The organism is Methanofastidiosum sp., from assembly GCA_035362715.1.
GTDB lineage: Archaea > Methanobacteriota_B > Thermococci > Methanofastidiosales > Methanofastidiosaceae > Methanofastidiosum.
The window spans coordinates 1-18150 of record DAOSDU010000008.1 but is presented as its reverse complement, the minus strand read 5'-3'; the positions used below and the strand labels follow the sequence as shown (position 1 = coordinate 18150).

22 protein-coding genes and 2 tRNA genes are annotated in these 18150 nt (G+C 37.8%); 14 read left to right on the top strand and 10 right to left on the bottom strand.

Annotated elements, in window-relative coordinates; all coding sequences use genetic code 11:
* Window positions 1-102 precede the first annotated feature (102 nt).
* Together PLI06_06320 and PLI06_06315 are read left to right on the top strand one after the other, a co-directional pair.
* Window positions 103-1332 (top strand): DEAD/DEAH box helicase, encoded by a 1230-nt coding sequence (locus PLI06_06320; protein HOI77207.1) that lies wholly within the window; start codon window positions 103-105, stop codon window positions 1330-1332.
* A gap of 69 nt (window positions 1333-1401) precedes the next feature.
* On the top strand, window positions 1402-2088 hold the full coding sequence (locus PLI06_06315; protein HOI77206.1) for a class I SAM-dependent methyltransferase: 687 nt from the start codon (window positions 1402-1404) through the stop codon (window positions 2086-2088).
* Here the strand turns inward: PLI06_06315 and PLI06_06310 are convergent.
* Window positions 2081-2359, bottom strand: a complete 279-nt coding sequence (locus PLI06_06310; GenBank protein HOI77205.1) for an RNA repair domain-containing protein — start codon at window positions 2357-2359, stop codon at window positions 2081-2083. The two genes, PLI06_06315 and PLI06_06310, sit on opposite strands and share 8 nt — an antisense overlap.
* Before the next feature lie 179 nt (window positions 2360-2538).
* Here PLI06_06310 and PLI06_06305 point away from each other — a divergent pair, with 179 nt between their 5' ends.
* Window positions 2539-2793, top strand: a complete 255-nt coding sequence (locus tag PLI06_06305) for a potassium channel family protein (GenBank protein ID HOI77204.1) — start codon at window positions 2539-2541, stop codon at window positions 2791-2793.
* Window positions 2794-2847: 54 nt separating this feature from the next.
* On the opposite strand, the gene PLI06_06300 is transcribed toward PLI06_06305, so the two are convergent.
* The 4 genes from PLI06_06300 to PLI06_06285 form a co-directional block, all read right to left on the bottom strand.
* Window positions 2848-2919: transfer RNA gene (locus tag PLI06_06300), tRNA-Ala, on the bottom strand.
* Between the two features lie 67 nt (window positions 2920-2986).
* Entirely contained in the window at window positions 2987-3847 is an 861-nt protein-coding gene (locus PLI06_06295) for a toprim domain-containing protein (protein ID HOI77203.1), read from the bottom strand.
* Window positions 3844-4008: a 50S ribosomal protein L37e gene (locus PLI06_06290; protein ID HOI77202.1), complete on the bottom strand. Its 165-nt coding sequence runs from the start codon at window positions 4006-4008 to the stop codon at window positions 3844-3846. Before PLI06_06290 ends, PLI06_06295 begins: the two co-directional genes overlap by 4 nt.
* 1 nt (window position 4009) lies before the next feature.
* Window positions 4010-4240, bottom strand: coding sequence for an LSm family protein (locus PLI06_06285; GenBank protein HOI77201.1), 231 nt, complete (start codon window positions 4238-4240; stop codon window positions 4010-4012).
* A 113-nt stretch (window positions 4241-4353) separates the two neighbouring features.
* Here PLI06_06285 and PLI06_06280 point away from each other — a divergent pair, with 113 nt between their 5' ends.
* A complete protein-coding gene (locus tag PLI06_06280; GenBank protein ID HOI77200.1) occupies window positions 4354-4851 on the top strand; it encodes a DUF1947 domain-containing protein in 498 nt (165 codons plus the stop codon).
* Here PLI06_06280 and glmS read toward each other — a convergent pair whose 3' ends face one another.
* Complete coding sequence (gene glmS, locus PLI06_06275) at window positions 4852-6591, bottom strand: glutamine--fructose-6-phosphate transaminase (isomerizing) (GenBank protein ID HOI77199.1); 1740 nt, start codon at window positions 6589-6591, stop codon at window positions 4852-4854. It lies immediately after the preceding gene.
* A 185-nt stretch (window positions 6592-6776) separates the two neighbouring features.
* Between glmS and PLI06_06270 the strand changes: the two genes are divergently transcribed.
* The gene (locus PLI06_06270) at window positions 6777-7751 is read left to right on the top strand and encodes a hypothetical protein (GenBank protein ID HOI77198.1); all 975 of its coding nucleotides are present in this window, start codon (window positions 6777-6779) and stop codon (window positions 7749-7751) included.
* On the top strand, window positions 7751-8923 hold the full coding sequence (locus tag PLI06_06265; GenBank protein HOI77197.1) for a M20 family metallopeptidase: 1173 nt from the start codon (window positions 7751-7753) through the stop codon (window positions 8921-8923). Before PLI06_06270 ends, PLI06_06265 begins: the two co-directional genes overlap by 1 nt.
* On the opposite strand, the gene PLI06_06260 is transcribed toward PLI06_06265, so the two are convergent.
* Entirely contained in the window at window positions 8924-9148 is a 225-nt protein-coding gene (locus PLI06_06260; protein ID HOI77196.1) for a hypothetical protein, read from the bottom strand.
* 88 nt (window positions 9149-9236) lie between these two features.
* Between PLI06_06260 and PLI06_06255 the strand changes: the two genes are divergently transcribed.
* From PLI06_06255 to nth, 3 genes are read left to right on the top strand one after another with little or no spacing between them, the layout of a single operon-like run.
* Window positions 9237-9698 (top strand): signal peptidase I, encoded by a 462-nt coding sequence (locus PLI06_06255; protein HOI77195.1) that lies wholly within the window; start codon window positions 9237-9239, stop codon window positions 9696-9698.
* Window positions 9695-10111 (top strand): NUDIX hydrolase, encoded by a 417-nt coding sequence (locus PLI06_06250; protein HOI77194.1) that lies wholly within the window; start codon window positions 9695-9697, stop codon window positions 10109-10111. Before PLI06_06255 ends, PLI06_06250 begins: the two co-directional genes overlap by 4 nt.
* On the top strand, window positions 10104-10757 hold the full coding sequence (gene nth, locus PLI06_06245; GenBank protein ID HOI77193.1) for an endonuclease III: 654 nt from the start codon (window positions 10104-10106) through the stop codon (window positions 10755-10757). The genes PLI06_06250 and nth overlap by 8 nt, the downstream gene beginning before the upstream one ends.
* Before the next feature lie 13 nt (window positions 10758-10770).
* Here the strand turns inward: nth and PLI06_06240 are convergent.
* Window positions 10771-10845: transfer RNA gene (locus tag PLI06_06240), tRNA-Ile, on the bottom strand.
* 57 nt (window positions 10846-10902) lie between these two features.
* On the opposite strand from PLI06_06240, the gene PLI06_06235 reads away from it, so the two are divergent.
* From PLI06_06235 to PLI06_06215, 5 genes are all read left to right on the top strand, one after another.
* Window positions 10903-11421 carry an AAA family ATPase gene (locus PLI06_06235; protein HOI77192.1) on the top strand — a complete coding sequence of 173 codons (519 nt, stop codon included), beginning with the start codon at window positions 10903-10905 and terminating at the stop codon, window positions 11419-11421.
* A 75-nt stretch (window positions 11422-11496) separates the two neighbouring features.
* Window positions 11497-12876 (top strand): dihydropyrimidinase, encoded by a 1380-nt coding sequence (gene hydA / locus PLI06_06230; GenBank protein HOI77191.1) that lies wholly within the window; start codon window positions 11497-11499, stop codon window positions 12874-12876.
* Window positions 12877-13046: 170 nt separating this feature from the next.
* Window positions 13047-14378: an aminotransferase class III-fold pyridoxal phosphate-dependent enzyme gene (locus PLI06_06225; GenBank protein ID HOI77190.1), complete on the top strand. Its 1332-nt coding sequence runs from the start codon at window positions 13047-13049 to the stop codon at window positions 14376-14378.
* 71 nt (window positions 14379-14449) lie between these two features.
* Window positions 14450-14968 (top strand): isochorismatase family cysteine hydrolase, encoded by a 519-nt coding sequence (locus PLI06_06220; GenBank protein HOI77189.1) that lies wholly within the window; start codon window positions 14450-14452, stop codon window positions 14966-14968.
* A complete protein-coding gene (locus PLI06_06215) occupies window positions 14968-16155 on the top strand; it encodes a redox-regulated ATPase YchF (GenBank protein ID HOI77188.1) in 1188 nt (395 codons plus the stop codon). Before PLI06_06220 ends, PLI06_06215 begins: the two co-directional genes overlap by 1 nt.
* On the opposite strand, the gene PLI06_06210 is transcribed toward PLI06_06215, so the two are convergent.
* Window positions 16156-16671, bottom strand: a complete 516-nt coding sequence (locus tag PLI06_06210; protein HOI77187.1) for a ParB N-terminal domain-containing protein — start codon at window positions 16669-16671, stop codon at window positions 16156-16158.
* Window positions 16672-16694: 23 nt separating this feature from the next.
* Window positions 16695-18150, bottom strand: a 1456-nt coding sequence (locus tag PLI06_06205) for a Sua5/YciO/YrdC/YwlC family protein (protein HOI77186.1), incomplete at its 5' end; no start/stop codon positions are given.

The following is an 18150-nucleotide window of genomic DNA, read 5'->3' as shown; positions in this document are numbered from 1 at the left end:
CCCCTTAGGTACAAGAGCATTACTAATTTTGAGAGGGCACTTGCTCAATTTTGAACATTTCGCTTTTTCTAGGGCAATGCTGAATTTATAAGAGGTAAATAAATGAATTTTGAAAACTTAGGCTTAAGTAATCAGCTACTCATAGCCATAAAAAAATTAGGATTTAACACTCCTACAGAGATACAGAAAATGTCTATACCGGATATAATGGCTGGGAAAGACATAATTGGAGAATCATCAACAGGCTCAGGTAAAACACTGGCCTTTGGATGCGGTATAGTTGAGCAGGTAAATCCAAAAGAAGGGTTACAGGCGTTAGTCCTTACCCCAACTAGAGAACTTGCAGAACAGGTAAAGGATTCCTTGAAGGAAATTTCAAGTCAGAAAAATTTGAGGATTATTTCAGTTTACGGAGGAGTTCCAATTAATCAACAGATTAGGGATATCCCAAAAGCTGAGGTAGTGGTAGCTACTCCAGGCAGATTAATGGACCACCTCCAAAGAGGAACAATAAATATTTCTAAAATCAACATCCTTGTTTTGGACGAAGCAGACAGGATGCTTGACATGGGATTTTTAGATGATGTTGAGAGAATTATATCGGAATGTCCAACAGACAGGCAAACTTTATTTTTCTCTGCAACTATTTCAAGAGATATCAAAAGATTGGCCAATAAGTACATGATTAAACCAACTAGCGTAACTGCAGAAAAAATGGTAGACCCAGAAAAACTTAAACAGGTCTATTACGACATACCAAGAAACATGAAATTGTCACTTCTTGTACACCTATTAGAAACTGAAAATTCAGAGCTTGCAATGATCTTCTGTAACACCAGAAACACTACAGATTATGTTGTAAAAAATCTAAGGGCAAATAACATAAAGGCTATCGCAATCCACGGTGGATTGACGCAAAACAAGCGTACAAAAAGCATCAAACAATTCAACGACTCTAAAGCAGGTGTATTAGTATGTACAGATGTTGCTGCAAGAGGTCTTGACATCAACAACGTCTCCCACATCTATAACTATGACATATCAAATGATTCCAACGACTATGTCCACAGAATCGGAAGGACTGCAAGGGCTGGAGAATCCGGAAAGGTAATCAATCTATTGACAGACAGGGATTATGCAAATTTTACAAAAATACTTGACACCTACCCATCATTTACAATTGAAAGTGTAGAAAGACCATACTTAAAGAAAATCATGGCCATTACAGTAGACAATGAAAGATATTCTCAAGAGCCAAGAAGACATTCCCAGGGCAATAGAAGACAATCAAATAGAAGGAATAACTCAAGGAGTTATCACAAGGGAAACTAATAAATTAATTTTTTCTTTTATTCTTTTTAAATCGTTAAGTTAATTAATATAGAAGTTTTAGTCTTATTCATGAAAGGAGTAAAAAAACACTTCGAAGATGAAGCTTCTGAATTTGATAATATTATTCTAAAATTAGTTCCGCATTATACCCAAATGATTGATGCACTAGTTTCAGCTATCCCGTTTAAGAATTCCGATTCAATCAATACAATCGATTTGGGGTGTGGAACTGGATACGTTTCAATGAACATAAAAGAGAGATTTCCCAATTCCAATCTCACCTGCCTTGACTTTGCTGAGAACATGATAGCCAAGGCCAAAATCAGAATGCAACAATACAACAATGTCAACTTTTATCTAAAGGACATAACAAAATTTGATTTTGATAAAAAGTATAATGCTATTGTATCCTCACTTGCGCTTCATCACTTAGAAACAAAAAAAGATAAAATAAAATTCTATAAGAAAATATTTGAAGCCCTTGAGCCCAAAGGGGTATTTTATAATGCAGATATTATTCTGGGTTCAAATGAGGCTCTTCAGGAGTTATATATCTCTAAATGGAAAGAGTTCATGGCCAAAAGTATCCCAGGGGATGAAATAGAGAATACTTGGATGACAAAACATCACGAAGAAGACTGGCCTGAAATACTTTTAGATCAGATGTCGTGGCTAGAGAATATTGGATTTAGAGAGATCGATATTGTATGGAAGTATTATAATTTCGCAGTGTATGGTGGGACTAAACCTAAATAAAAAGATTTCTAGGCATTGAAATAAGAAGCCCTTCCACATCCTTCTTAAAAATAATTTCTCCATTTTTGTTGAAAATCAGTTTTATCCTGTGGAATGGAATAGTAGTAGTTTCAAAATGTATCCCACTACTATCAAAATTTGAGATATCGCTGCATCTAATATATCTTAATGTTGGCCTTCTCTCTATCCAGTGGAGATACCCCACTCCATAATCGCTAGGATCTTCTCCTCCGTAGAATATTTTTGATAATATATTCCTTGATTGATTCATATAATTAATGTGTTTTTATAATATTAAAATTTAATTGGAAATGGCAATAATTGCAAATACTCAAACACAAAAATAAAGTATTTGAAGACTGAGAATTATAAGAGTTCTTAGAGTGCTGATGGTATCCGTAGTTTTAGGCAGAGGAACAAAAGAATTCAAGAAATTCTATCTACTTTAGAGTGATCCTTATTTTCTTCTGCGGGCTTATCTTTTCTATATTTGAAAAGGGCAAGTCATTATTTGATGGGATATGGTGGGCCATTGAAACTGTTTCAACAGTTGGCTATTGGGATATAGCACCCCTTACAACAGGTGGCCGGGCAATCGGTATTATATTGATATTTTTGGGGATAGGTTTCATGTCTATGCTCACAGTAGCCATATCCGCATACTTTGTTGAAAAGGATGCGAATCAGGATACAAAAAAATATTAGAAAAATTGAATCAATGAGCAAAGAGTTAGAGGAATTAAAAAAGAATAAGTAAAGTGGACTGGGTGGGATTTGAACCCACGGCCTCTCCCATGCCAAGGGAGTGCGCTTCCACTGCGCTACCAGCCCTAAAGTTAATCATTATATTTTAATTTATAAAATTAATGGAGTATAATTACTAAAAATAATATTAGTATTAGTTCTTGTTAAGCTCTCGCCCCATCTTTATGAGCTTCAATACCTTGTAAACATTTTCTTCAGAAGGAGAAACGATGAAGTCATCAGAGGCGACAACACGATCAAGATCCAAAATTTCTATTGCCTTTCTTATTTCGGCAGCAGTTGGGGATTCATCGTTAGAAACTTTTGACCAGTAGCTTTCAAGGTCAAAAATATTAAGAATCTTTGCTTCAAGGTCTTTGTACCTTATCTCTAACTCTGAAATCCTATCCTCCTTTGATTTTAGTTCCTTCTTTATTTCAGAGCTTTCAAGTTCTATTTCATTCTTTTCAACATTCAGCCTATCGATATCCTCTTCAAGCTTGTTTATGAGTTCTTTCTCATTTTCGATGCCATTTAAGGTCTGCTCAAAATTTTTTGTCTTCTTTTTTAAATCATCATTTTCAATTTTCAATGAAAAAATATCCTTCTCAAGAGAGCGCACTGATTTTTCCTTTTCCAGCAGTGTATCAATAGATTTAAGCGATTTTAAGCCAATTCTGACAAGGCTGTTTTTAATTTCCTTTGATACTAAAAAAAGATCGGCGTGTTCGAGGTCACGTCCTTTTGGGAACTTCACTCTTTCAATTATAATTTCTTTCTCTTTAAGTTCTTCAAAAAGTCTATCGGCGAGTTCCCTACCTGATCTATCTGCATCCGTTGCAATTAAAACAATATCTGCACCAACAATTGACCTTTTAGCAATATCAATGTTGGTTGTAGGAATTATAGAAGAAATTGTAACTCCAAATTCAGAACCTAAGGCTAAATCTTGTATAGCCTTTGACAAGGTTTCAACATCAGAAACTCCTTCGACTATAATTCTTGTGTCAATCATTTCCTTTTACACCAATTGTAGCTTCTCATCTTTGCAGATTTACCAAAGCCACATGATGCACAGATACCATGAGAAGCATGATACGAATGATTTCCACACCTTCTGCATCTTACATGTGTTTTATTGTTCCTCTTACCGTAGGAAGGTGTTCCTTTACTCATATTAATCCTCCAAACTTGGTGAAATCAAAACAACGTTGTCTCCCCTTACAACTACATGTCCTAGCTTTCTTACCGATTCTCCGTTCTGAAGCTCTTCGGCAGCCTCCATTACAAGATTCATATGAATGTCATAACCTTTAAGAGTTCCTCTGAACTCTCTACCGCCTTTAAGCTCTACTAGGACGTTGGAATCCAAAGCTCTGTGTATGATGTCGAGTGGTCTTTGAGCCAATATATCACCTATTATGGAATCAGAATAAAATAGTATTTAAAGTTAACGGCGAAATATCTCCAAATTAACATCCCTATAAACTTAAATACATAATAAAGGCATATAATACTTATATGAAGAAAAAACCCGTCCATGACCTAAAAAAAGGAGAAATAAAAGACGTTTTAAACTCTATTCGAAATCTTTTTGGGGAAACTATTTTGCAGAGCATCGATAGTAAGTCTTCTTTTAAGATATCAAATCTAGACGAAAACATCGATATAATTTATGTAAATGATGCCCCCTCTTTCCTGAAATTGAAGGATAATTTCATACCCTCTCTGAAACTCCTAGTTTCTCTGAAAAAAGAAGAGATACCAAGAAAAATAGTAATAGATATGGGGGCTGTCCCATTCATCTCAAAAGGTGCTGATGTCATGAGGCCAGGGATTAAAGAAGTAGGAGGCCATATCGAGAAAGACGGACCTGTGATAATCATAGATGAAAAGCATGGAAAGCCGATTGCCGTTGGCATTGCAATGTATTCTTCTGAAGAGATATCTTCAATGAAAGAAGGAAAAGTAATCAAAACTCTTCACTACATCGGGGATAAAATATGGCAGGGGCTTTGATCACTTTACAGTCACAGACTTCGCAAGATTTCTTGGTTTATCGATCGGAAGACCTTTTTTCCTTGCAATGTAGTATGTGAGCAGCTGGCCTATCACAACAGATAAAATGGCAAACTTGCCGTCATTTATGGTGATATTCATCTTAAAGTCTGAGTCCATCATGTTGGCAATTGTTATTACCCTTGCCCCTCGCGCCTCAACTTCCTTGGCGTTTGAGTACATATCAAAATCTTTACCCGGAATCAATGCTATAACTGGGGTACCTGGTTCTATCAGAGCAATGGTGCCGTGCTTTAGTTCTCCCCCCATCATACCTTCAGCATGTATGTAGGATATCTCCTTTAGCTTCAACGCCATTTCTCTTGAAGGTGGGTAGGAGAGGCCTCTTCCGATTATGTAAATGTCTTTTTTCTCATAAAGTTCATCGGCCATGCGCTTAATACTTTCTTCGTTTTCCTTTATTACATAGTCAATTTTTCCAGGTATTGTTTTCATGTTAACAGAAAATCCTAATAGAGATGATAGATATAAGAGCGCAATAACCTGATTTGTAAATGTCTTTGTAGCGGCCACGCATATCTCTGGCCCAGCATGTATTTCAAGAGAGGTATCAGACATTCTCTGTAGAGTTGAGTGTGGAACATTTACAAGGGATACTATTTTAGCCCCTCTTTCTCTTGCCCACTTTGTTGCTGCCACAACATCCATAGTTTCGCCACTTTGGGATATCGCTATAAAGAGGGTATCTTTGTCCACAAGCATAAAATTTTGGAACTCACTTGCAATTAACGTGTGAGCATTTATTCCGGCTCTGTTAAGGAAGTATATGCCCAAAAGGGAAGCGTAATAAGAGCTTCCAGCAGCTGTAAAAACTACTCTTTTTGAGTTTTTGACAAGATTGGCTATCTTAGTGATCTTGTCATGTTGCTCGCCGTCAAGAGAGCTGATAAGTCTTTGAGATGATATTGGCTGTTCATGGATTTCCTTTATCATGTAATGTGGGTAGCTTTGAACAGACTCCTCTTGGGATATTGCCCAGGTGAACTCGTAAATCCCTTTTTTGATTTCTTTACCATCGCTATCATAAAAAGTGTATTTATTTGGATCAATTACGGCAAATTCCTTATCCTCAAAAAATATTGCCTTGTTTGTGGTATCAGAGAATGCATATATATCAGATGCTAGATAAAATTTGTCTTTAGCAAGACCTAAAACAAGTGGTGAATCCTTCTTTATAGCATAAATCCTGTTTTTATCTTTTTCAATGACGAGTATGGCATATGTGCCTTCAATTCTTTTAATGAAACTCTTTATCGCTTCAATCATATCCTTTGATTTTAGCTCTTCTTCCAGGAAATGTGAAATAATTTCAGAATCAGTCTCTGTGATAAAGACATGACCTTTTGCAATTAGCTCCTTCTGTAGTTCTTGATAATTCTCAATAATACCATTATGAACGGTAAATATATTTTTTTTGCAGTCCCAGTGTGGGTGAGAATTAATTTTTGTAACTCCACCATGTGTCGCCCATCGTGTGTGGGAGATTGCGCATGACGTGTTTGAATCCTTGATAGTTTCCAAGAATTGTGATATCTCGCCTATATCCTTTTCTACATTGCCTTGGACATCGGCGTATCCCACTGAGTCATAACCCCTATACTCAAGTCTCTTTAAAGACTTCAAGAGGTCATTTTTTATCGATATTTCGCCATCGGTAATAATTCCAACGATTCCGCACATGAAACCACACTAATCATGCCTTTACTATCTATTTTAAAGTTTCGGGTGAAACACTTATTTCTTGATAATAACATACATGAATAATCCCGAATAATCCAAAAATGAAGCTTAAATAGGCTTCTTTCAATTTCTACCGTTATCCTATGCCATAAAACCTTTTAAATATACATATACCATTATTTTCAATGAATGAGCATCTAAAATTAATGATTGACGATAAAACATTCAATGAAAAGATAGAAGAGGTAAAGGAGACCCATATCTCTTATATCTTTCTTACTAAAAACTTTGCATATAAGATAAAAAAAGATGCAATGTTTTCATTTCTTGATTATTCAACTCTAGAGAAGAGAGAGTTCTACTGCAAAGAGGAGTTTAGAATAAACAAGCTATTATGTCCTGATATGTACCTTGAGGTTTCGCCAATGATAAAAGAGGGCAACGGCCTGATACTTTCAGACACTGGATTGCCTCTTGATTATACTATAGTAATGAAAAGGATACCTGAAAAATACATAATGAGGACTCTAATCGAAAAAAACAAGATTAAGAAAGAGATCCTTGAAGAAATAGCGTTGAAGATACTCTTATTCCATAAAATGGCTAGAGTCGATTATAATGGAAAATATGGCTCCTTGGCGAATGTTAAAAAAAATGTCATGGATAATTTTAAGGATCTCGAATGTTTCATCGGTGACCTTTTTTCAAGTAACGAATTCAATGCCCTTATTGGGAAAAATCTTGAGTTCATAAACAAAAACAGTGCTCTTTTTGAAAAAAGAGTCAAGAAGGGGAGGGTTCTAGAAACACATGGTGACCTTCATTCTGGAAACATATTTGTGACACCGAAGGACACCTATATTTTTGATGCCATAGAATTTAACCCAGCGATTAATACAACTGATGTAGCCGCAGAAATAGCTTTCTTGTGTATGGATCTAGAGTTTCTTGGAAGGGATGATCTTTCAAAAATCTTTTCAGATAAATACATCTTAGAAAGTAATGATAAGGAAATCCAAAAGCTCCTTTCATTTTACAAAGGGTATAGGGCTTGTGTCAGGGCAAAGATAAACGGTTATCAAGCATCTCTAGATAGTACTGCCAAAGAACTTACAAAAAAATACTTTTATTTGGCCTTAAAATATGCGGAGGAGTTGTAATGGAGATAAATGAGATTGCTGCAAAGATCACTTCAAACCTTAACAAACAGGAAATGCTAGATTTTTTATTTAGCCTTATTGAAACTGAAACAGTTAATCCTCCCGGGGATGAATATCTTTTACATGATATAATCATGAAATCTATGAAAGAGATAGGTGCTGAAGTTCAGATTATTTCAAAGGACGAAAAAAGGCCAAATTACATTGGGAGAATAGGGAGTGGAGAGCCATCTGTTGCAATAATCTCCCACATGGACGTTGTGCCACCAGGAGAGGGATGGACGCATCACCCATTTCAGCCATATGAAAATGAAGGAAAGATTTACGGCAGGGGGGCTCTTGATAACAAAGGATGCCTCGCAGCATCGTGGGCTGGGATAAAAGCATTGCTCAAAAGTGGATTAAAGTTCAAAGGAACGATTTATTTCTGTGCAGTTTCTGATGAAGAGATGGGATCCGATTATGGAGTTGAATATATTGTAGAGAAGGGGTTTAAGCCTGACTATGCAATTGTTCCTGATAGCGGTTCAATAGACAAAGCAATTATTGGAGAAAAAGGTGCAGCGTGGTTTGACCTTGAAAGTTTTGGGAAGCAATCCCATGGTTCAACACCAGAATTAGGAATAAATGCCATAATCAAAGTATCCAAATTAATCTCTAACTTTGAAAAATTTGTTTTCAATCTTAAATACGACCCTAGGTTCACCCCACCAACAATTAACGTGGGTATGATATCTGGAGGAAATGCACCGAATATAGTGGCTTCAAGATGCAAAGTTACACTTGATATAAGATACCCCGTCGGAATAACTGAGGGCATGATACTAAAAAGAATGTCTGACGAAATAGATGTTTTAAAAAAGGAAGATAAAGAGGTAGACATACGATTAGGTGAAGTTACAACAAGGCACTACCCTCACATAATAGAAAATAATAGCAAATTAATAGATGCTTTTAAGAACACTGCAAAGGAGATTGGCATGCCAATGGAATTTGAAACATCTGCCGGTATAACAGTTGCAAAGATACTGAACTTAAACGGAATACCTGCAATTGCCCATTCACCTGATTCTGATAAAACTTGGCATATATCAGATGAATATGTAAAAATAGAAAATTTAGAAAAGTGCGCAGTTTTATGGGCATCAGTTATCTATGACTTGGTGAGATAACTATCTGCTGGCGTAATATTTATCTAGATAGAATCCATAATTCTGCTCAATTTCTTTTTGAACTTCGTTTTTAAATTCTTCAGCTTTTAATATCCCCTTTTCTTCAAGCTTTTTTAAAAGGAGATCCAAAAAGACTTCTTGGTAAGATATCTCAAAAATCATCCTGCCCATTATCTCATCAGGGTGGGCAGTTTCAATAGAATAATCATCATTAATTTCATCCATAAAATCACCAATTGAACCTATCAATAAACTTTTAAAAGGTTTCTTATATCTTATACTATAATATACATGTTTTTCTGGATGTGAAGCAGTGGATTACAAGAAAGAAGGCAAGGAGATACTAGAAGGTATAGTTATTGCTGTTGTGCTTTACCTAGTCATTAGCTTGACATTATCCTACGCTTTAAAAGTTGAAAATCCCGTGGCCGTTGTAATTTCTGGAAGTATGGAGCCCGTCTATTACAGAGGAGACATTATTGTGATAAAAGGAACTGAACCAAGCAATCTACAGGTCGGCGACATTGTTGTATATAAGAGACCGTACCAGGATATTCCTATTGTGCACAGAGCGATAAACATAATAGAGGAGGATGGGATTCTGTATTTTGTAACTAAGGGTGACAACAATCCTTTTGAGGACTCTTACTTTGAAAATGGTAAAAAACTTCCAGGTGTACCAGATTATGCTATTCTGGGAAAAAGTGTCATGAAGATACCAAAACTTGGTTATGTGACAATTTTCTTTAAGCGCCTTATTGGAGTTAGGATATGAGAAGGTCCCCTTCACTGGCAGTCGACACAATAATTCTTTTAGATAATAAATTAGCCTTGATAAAAAGAGGGAGAGAACCTTTCAAAGACTGTTTTGCACTCCCTGGGGGTTTTGTTGAATATGGGGAGACTGTTGAAAATGCCGCAATAAGGGAAGCAAAAGAAGAGACAGGCCTTGACATCACAAATTTATCTCTTTTAGGAATTTATTCAAAGCCTGATAGAGACCCACGCGGGCATACGGTAAGTATCGTTTTCCTTGGCAAAGGAAACGGAACGCCAAAAGCCGGCGATGACGCCAAGGAGATATTCTTATTTGATATAGATCAAATACCAACTGATCTAGCCTTTGATCACAATAAAATAATTCAGGATTTCCTAAAAGATTCAAGGGGGAGTAAGTATTATCGATAATAACAACATCTCAGATATTTTAGTGGCCTTAAGAGAGGAGATTAAGAAGTTCAATGTACCGATTGTTTCTGAAGTTGCAGCCGACAGGGATCCTTACAAGGTGCTAATCTCATGCGTATTGAGTCTTAGAACTAAGGATGAAGTGACAAAAAAGGCTTCAATTAAACTCTTCAAGCATGCCGATACCCCTAAAAAAATGATTAATTTGGACGAAGCGGAGATCCAGAAGATAATATATCCAGTTGGATTCTATAAGACCAAGGCAAAAAGGATTATCGAGATGTCACAAAAGATATTGGATGAATATGGTGGGAAAGTTCCAGATACAATTGATGAACTTTTGAAACTTAAAGGCGTAGGCAGAAAAACTGCAAACATTGTCGTTACTCTTGGATATGCAAAACTTGGAGTTTGTGTCGATACCCATGTCCACAGGATATCAAACAGGTGGGGGTACGTCAAGACAAAAAATCCAATCCAAACTGAGTTTGCTTTGAGAGAAAAGCTTCCACAAGAGCACTGGATTGAGTATAATGATATCCTTGTAACATACGGCCAAAATGTCTGCGCGCCTATCAGCCCAAAGTGCAGTATCTGTCCAATAGAAGAATACTGCCCAAAAATAGGGGTAGGAAAACACAGATAAAGAATAAATAAGGTGGGCCCGCTGAGATTTGAACTCAGGACCTCCCGGTTATCAGCCGGACGCTATAACCAATCTAAGCCACGGGCCCATGTATATCACGCAAATATTAACAACGTATTTAAGATTTTCGTTCATATTTATAATTATGAAGCTTTTAATCACCGGAGTACCGGGTACCGGCAAGACTCTAATATCAAAAAAGCTCGCCGAAATGCTAAATTTAAATTATATTAATGTCGGCGAGTTTGCAAAAGATAACTTTGACTTCCCAATTGAAGATGATGAAATAGTAATCGATGAAAAAGAAGTAGAAAAAAAACTAAAGGAATTGGAAAATATAGTTATTGATTCCCACATACCTTTCAAAGCTGACAAAGCGTTAATTTTAAGGTGCAATCCGCCTATACTTCTGGAAAGACTCCGGCAGAGGAGATACTCTGAAGAGAAAATAAAAGACAATCTGCTTTCAGAGATTCTTGATTATGAAATTTATGCTGTAAAGGAGCTCTTTAGCGATGAAGATATCTATGAAGTGTTGAATGAAACTATTGATGAAACTATGAAAGAGATATTGGAAATAATCAAAGGAAAAGGAAATTCGCTCAAAAATGGAAATCATTTTAATTTTCTTACTGAAGAAAATATTATTTTGATAAATAAATAGGATATTTTTATTATATATTTGAAATCATAAGTTTTATAAGTTATAAAGGCGTAGAAGTATAGGGGGGGTATAGTTATGGACCTCGTTATTAAGAATGGAACGATAGTTACTGCAACAGATATGTATGAAGCAGATATAGGCATTGAAGGCGAAAAGATTGTCGCCATTGGCAAGGGGCTTTCAGGCTCCAAGGAAATTGATGCAAACGGGATGATGATATTTCCAGGGTTTATAGATGTGCATACACATATTGAAATGCCATTTATGGGCACATATTCTTCTGACACATGGGAAACAGGAACAAGGGCAGCGGCCTTTGGTGGAACAACCTGTGTTGTTGACTTTATTATCCAATCAAAAGGGGGAACCCTAAAAGCAGCTCTAGACGAATGGAATAAAAGAGCAACAGGCAACGCTTACATCGATTATGGATTTCATATGGCCATGACCGATATAAATGACGACACGCTGAAAGAAATGGAAACAATGATATTAGAAGAGGGCATACCAAGTTTCAAACTATTCTTTGCTTACAAAGGGGCGCTCATGGTAGATGATGATGGATTCTACAAGGCTCTTGAAAAAGCAGGCGAGTTTGGTGGACTTGTAATGCTTCACGCCGAAAATGGCCATATAATTGACCTCTATACAAAGAGATTATTGGCTGAAAAAAAGACAGAGCCAATGTATCATGCAGTCTCAAGACCATCTATTCTTGAAGGCGAAGCTTGCCAGAGAGCAATTGCACTTGCCGATTTGGCAGAGGCGCCTCTTTACATAGTACACAACTCATGTCTAGAAGCAGTAGAAGCAATTCATGAAGGGAGGGAAAGAGGACTTCCAATTTATGGAGAGACATGCCCACAGTACCTAACTCTTGATGAAGAAAGATATACTGAACCTGACTTTAACGGCGCGAAGTATGTAATGTCGCCACCTTTGAGATCAGAGTTTGACCAGGACGCACTGTGGTTTGCAATTGAGAGGGGGGACCTTCAAGTGATATCAACAGACCACTGCCCGTTCTTCTTCAAAGGCCAGAAGGAGGCAGGAAAGGATAACTTTGCAAAGATACCAAACGGTGCGCCAGGAGTTGAAACAAGAATGGCAGTAATGTACACTGCCGGAGTTCTTGAAGACTGGATTACACTAAATAAATTTGTCGAGCTCAACTCAACAAATCCTGCAAAAATGTTTGGATTATTCCCTCAAAAGGGAACAATAGCAGTCGGTTCAGATGCAGATATAGTTGTCTTTGACCCGGAAAAAGAAGTCACACTCTCTGTGAAGAATCTCCACCAGAATACAGACTACACTCCTTGGGAGGGTATGGTGGTAAAGGGCTACCCTGTGACCGTACTCTCAAGAGGAAAACTGGTCGTAGAAGATGGAAAACTTGCAGGCGAAAAAGGATGGGGCAAATTCATAAAGAGGGACAGATTCTATCCCTTATAAAATAATTAATTTTTATTTTATTTTTAAAATACCGATTTTTCATTGGATATTAGACTAAATAATTAAATGTTATTAAACTATTCTCTGCATATTCCAAGTTATAATCGAAAGTTATATAAATCTCTAAACAAATAAAGTAACTGTACCTATTAAAAAATAGGAGGCCTTTTATGGAAGATTTAGCGCAGATGGAAAAAGAATATGTCATGAGATCTTGGTCATGCCAAGCTGATGTCAAAGTTAACATGATAGAGAAGGCTGATGGAATCTACTTCTGGGATAAATCAGGCAAGAAATATTCAGACTTCTCTTCCCAGCTTTTGAGCACAAGCTGCGGTCACAATGTGAAAGAAATAAATGATGGGATTATAGAGCAGCTTAACAAGTATGCTTATATCGGTCCTGGACTTGGGAGTGATGCAAGAGCAAAACTTGGAAAGATGGTAGCTGACATAGCAGGTTCAAACTTTAAGAAAACATTCTTTTCTTCAAGTGGTACCGAAGCAAATGAAGCTGCAGTCAAAGCTGCAAAATGGTCCACTGGGAAATATAAGGTAATATCACGTTACCAGTCCTACCATGGGGCAACAGGCATAGCCATGATGCTTACAGGAGACCCAAGGAGATATCCAAACGAGCCAGGTTACCCAGGTGTATTGCACGGGCCTGACTGCTACTGTTACAGATGCCCATTCAAGATGGAATACCCAAGTTGCGATATAATGTGTGCCAGATATATTGGCGATATGATAAGATATGAGGCAAAGGAAACAGTTGCCGCTATAATAGCAGAGCCTATTGTAGGTTCAAACGGTATTATCCCACCTGTTAAAGAGTACTTCCCCATGCTGAGGGAGATTTGTGATGAATACAATGTCGTATTGATTGCTGATGAAGTCATGACCGGATTTGGTAGGACAGGAAAATGGTTTGCAGTAGAGCACTACAAGTTCCAGCCCGATATAATCACATCCGCCAAGAACTTATCTGCAACTTACGTTCCACTAGGGGGTACAACATACTCAAAGAAGATTTCTGATTACTTTGAAGACCACTGGTTTGTCGAGGGCCACACATATGCAGGCCACCCACTCGCATGCGCCGCCGGAGTTGCAACAATAAACTACATGAAGAAAAACAAGTTAGTTGAAAATGCCGCAAAGATGGAAAAAGTAATGGAAAAGAGATTGAACGAGATAAAAGCAGACCACAAGTCAGTAGGTGACATCAGAGGTAAGGGACTATTCTGGGGAATTGAATTAATCAAAAACACAAAGACAAAGGAGCAGGCAGGAACAAGGGAAGAAAAGTTCATGAGAGGTCATGCTTCAATACCTGCCAAAGTTGCCGGGGAGTGCATGAAGAACGGGGTATTCTTCTTACAGATGGTTTCAACACTACTATTTGCACCTCCACTTTCAATCAATGAGAAGCAGATAAACGAAGCGCTTGATGTGGTTGACAAAGCCCTTGAGGTCTCTGACAAGGAAGTAGTCAAATAAAATAATTTTATTTTTTATCTTATTTTTTTATAAAGCCAAATTTTATATAGGCCCTTTATAGAGTAACTAACATGGAAAAATATGCCCTTCTCATCATTAATATGATTAATGAGTTCGTCTATGGGAATAAAAAAAAATGTGAAAATCCCACAGAGATAATAGGGCCAATTAGGGAGGTCTCCTCTCTTTTTAGAGAAAATGGATTCCCCGTGATCTACATATGCGACATTGAAACTAAAAATGATCGCGGAGAGAGAATCATAGAGGATCTTATCCCAAAAGAAGGGGATTTTATCATAAAGAAAAGGAAGTATAGTGGTTTTTTCAGAACAGAGCTTGATGAGATCTTAGAGAAGAAAGGCATAAAGAATTTAGTGTTCTCGGGTCTTCAAACATCACTTTCTGTAAGGCATACAGTAGCAGACGCTTATTATAGAGATTACAAGTGCATCATGCTGACAAACGCATGTTGCGATGTTAAAAAGGATCTGCACTTAAAGTCTATTTTGTATATAAGGGATTTCTACGGCGCAAACGCCGTATCCACTATGAATTTTCCACGTCTTTATTTGTCGGAGGAGGGAATTTAATGGATGTAGGAGTTATTGGAAAACCAAATGTAGGAAAATCAACTTTTTTTAATGCAGTCACACTCGGGGGGGCAGAAATTGCAAATTATCCTTTCACAACAATTGACTCAAACATAGGGGCGACTTATGTTACCTATAAATGCCCATGTAAGGAGCTTGATATTAAGTGCTCACCTCAAAATTCAAAGTGTATTGATGGAACAAGGCTTGTGCCCTTAAAAATAATTGATGTTGCAGGTCTTGTAAAAGGTGCGCACACTGGAAGGGGGCTTGGGAACAAATTCTTAAATGATCTTTCAAGGGCTGAAACCTTGATTCATATAGTTGATGCTTCGGGCTCAACAGACATCGAAGGAAATCCAGTCCCTATAGGGACACACAATCCAATAGAAGATATAGAATTCTTGGAAGAAGAGATAAACTTATGGTTTTTTGGGATTCTAAATGAAAACTGGTTTAGATTTGCAAGAAAGGTATGCTCGGGGCATCATGATTTCTGTAAGATAGTGGCTGAGCAGTTTACCGGGATAGGTATAACTGAGGGCAATGTTATTATGTCAATGAGAGAAACAGGCCTTGATCCAGAAAAATGCATACACTGGAAGGATGAAGAGCTATTGATCTTTGCAAAATCTCTAAGAAAGATATCAAAGCCAATTACGATAGTTTTAAACAAGACAGATATAGCGCCACCTGAGAACATCAAAGCCTTGAAGGAAAAGTTTGGGGAGGTCTTTACAATAAGTGCCGAGGCGGAGCTTGTCTTAAGAAAAGCATCGAGTGCTGGATTAGTCAAATATGTGCCTTCTGAGTCTTCTTTTGAAATAACTGGGAATCTAAATGACAAGCAGATAACTGCCCTAAACAGAATCAAAAGCTTCATGGAAAAAAATGATGGTACAGGCGTCCAGAAGACCATAAATCAGGTGGTCTTCAACATATTGGATAAAATAGTGGTCTATCCCGTGGAAGATGAGACCCATATGAAGGATGGGAAAGGCAATGTTTTGCCAGACGCTTTCCTTATGGACAAGGGCTCAACGCCAAGAGACCTCGCCTTTAGGGTTCATACAGACATAGGGAAGAACTTCCTTTATGCTGTAAATGCAAGAACAAAAAGAAGGATAAAAGACGACTACGAGCTTCAAAACGGAGACATAATAAAGATAGTTTCAGCGGCAAGATAATCATACAAGTTCATCTAGAGGCACATCGATAAACTTGTTTAATTTTGGGAGCATATGCCTTGTAGTCTTGGGAGGGAAAAGATCTCCTCTCCTTGCAGTCTTCACAACTTCATCCTTAGTTACCCTTTTTGGAACAAGAATTGCGCCAGCTTTTTCAGAGTAGAGTAGCCAGTAAGCCTTCTTTAGAGTTTTTTCATATCTAACGGCCATACCGTTTTTCTCTAAAATCTCTACTATCTTCCCGACATCTCCGTATATTACAGGAAACCACTGGCCTAGCTTAATCTCCGGGTCGTTATAGTCCACAAGGAGGCACGGTACTTTTTTACACCCAAGTCTTTTTGCGGCTTCGAATCTGTGGTGGCCATCGAGGATTGTCATCGTATTTGCATCTACAATGATGGCGACAGAGAACTTTTTTTCTCTCTCCATCTTAATCAGTAATCTGTTTAGAACGCTAGGAACTATACGCTCATGCGTATTAAGTTTTTCAATCTCGATGAACTCTATCTCCATAAAAAGATAATAGGATTAAAATCTTATATGTTTTTGTATGCGAAAAGAGACTGTCCGAAGGAAACGCCGCCATCACCACACGGGATGAGTTTATGTTCTACATACTTTAGGCCGCTTGATTCAACCCTCTTTTTTATCGCATCTGAGAATATCTTGTTATAGGCGACTCCTCCAGAAAATGCCACGGGAAGGTGGTCCTTTTTGGCCTCTTCAATTGCGATATCAGAAAAGGCATTGGCAAGAGAGACATGGACTGTCTTTGCAAGATCTTCCCTTCTTTCTCTGTTCCTTAAATCAAATATTTTTTTTGCAAACTCTTCTACCTGTATTATGTTCCCTTCAATTTCAATTGGTATGTTGAGGTCCTTTCGCTTCCATGCGAGAGACTCTAACTTCATTGCAGGCTCACCTTCGTATGTCCTCTCGTTACATGAAAAAAGCATAACTGAAAACATGTCAAGTAGCCTACCACAAGAAGTTGAAAAAATCTTTTCATCTTTTGTGAGTTTTTTCAATGCGTCGATACCCTGTAATCCATATTTATAGGAGGCTGCATACTCGGAAAGGTCTTCGTCTTTTAGAAGTGATACAAGCACCCTCACTGGTTCTTTTGCAGCCCTGTCTCCGCCTAAAAGCTGGTATTCCTTCAAATGGCCGATCCTTTCCTCTTCATTTTCTCTAACATAGAATAGTTCCCCGCCCCATGATTTTCCATCAAGGCCGTAGCCTGTTCCGTCACACACTATTGCAACACCTTCTTCCAATTTATTCTCAGTAAAAACTGCCCTTGCGTGCGAGATGTGGTGCTGTATCTTTATGAGCGGTATCCCAGTTTCCTTAGAGTATCTTTCGGCGAGTTTGGTCGTCTCGTACTGCGGGTGAAGATCACATACCAAAAGTTCAACTTCTTCCATCTTCATGTTAAGAAGCGTCATGAGTTTATCTATCGCATCCTCAAAAAACAGGAGTGTATCGTAATGTGTGGTATTTCCTATGTGTTGCGAGATAAATGCCTTCTTTTCCTTTGTAAGCGTAAAGGCATTGTTCAGTTCTGCACCGAAGGCCAATATCTTTTCGCTGTGAGGTATTTGAATCCCCTGTGGCACAAATCCTCTCGATCTCCTAATAAACTTACCATCACGAATAACAGAGTCATCGCATCTGTTATATATCTTTAAGTTATGGCAAAGAAAGTAATCAACATCAAGCGAGCCAAAAGCAGAGCTGTTCTCAGTTATCATGGGGTCTCCAGGCATATTGGCAGAGGTCATGACAAAAAAATCAAGTGAGGTGTAATTAAACAGTAAAAAGTGAAGGGGCGAGTAAGGGAGCATTATGCCAACGTTATGCAAACCCGGTGCAGCTTTTTCAAATGGCTCTAGACTCTTTTTTTCTAGCACCACTATGGGCCGCTCATGTGACGATATGATTTTCTTCTCCGCATCGCTCATAAAGCAGACTTTTTCTATAGCCTCTACG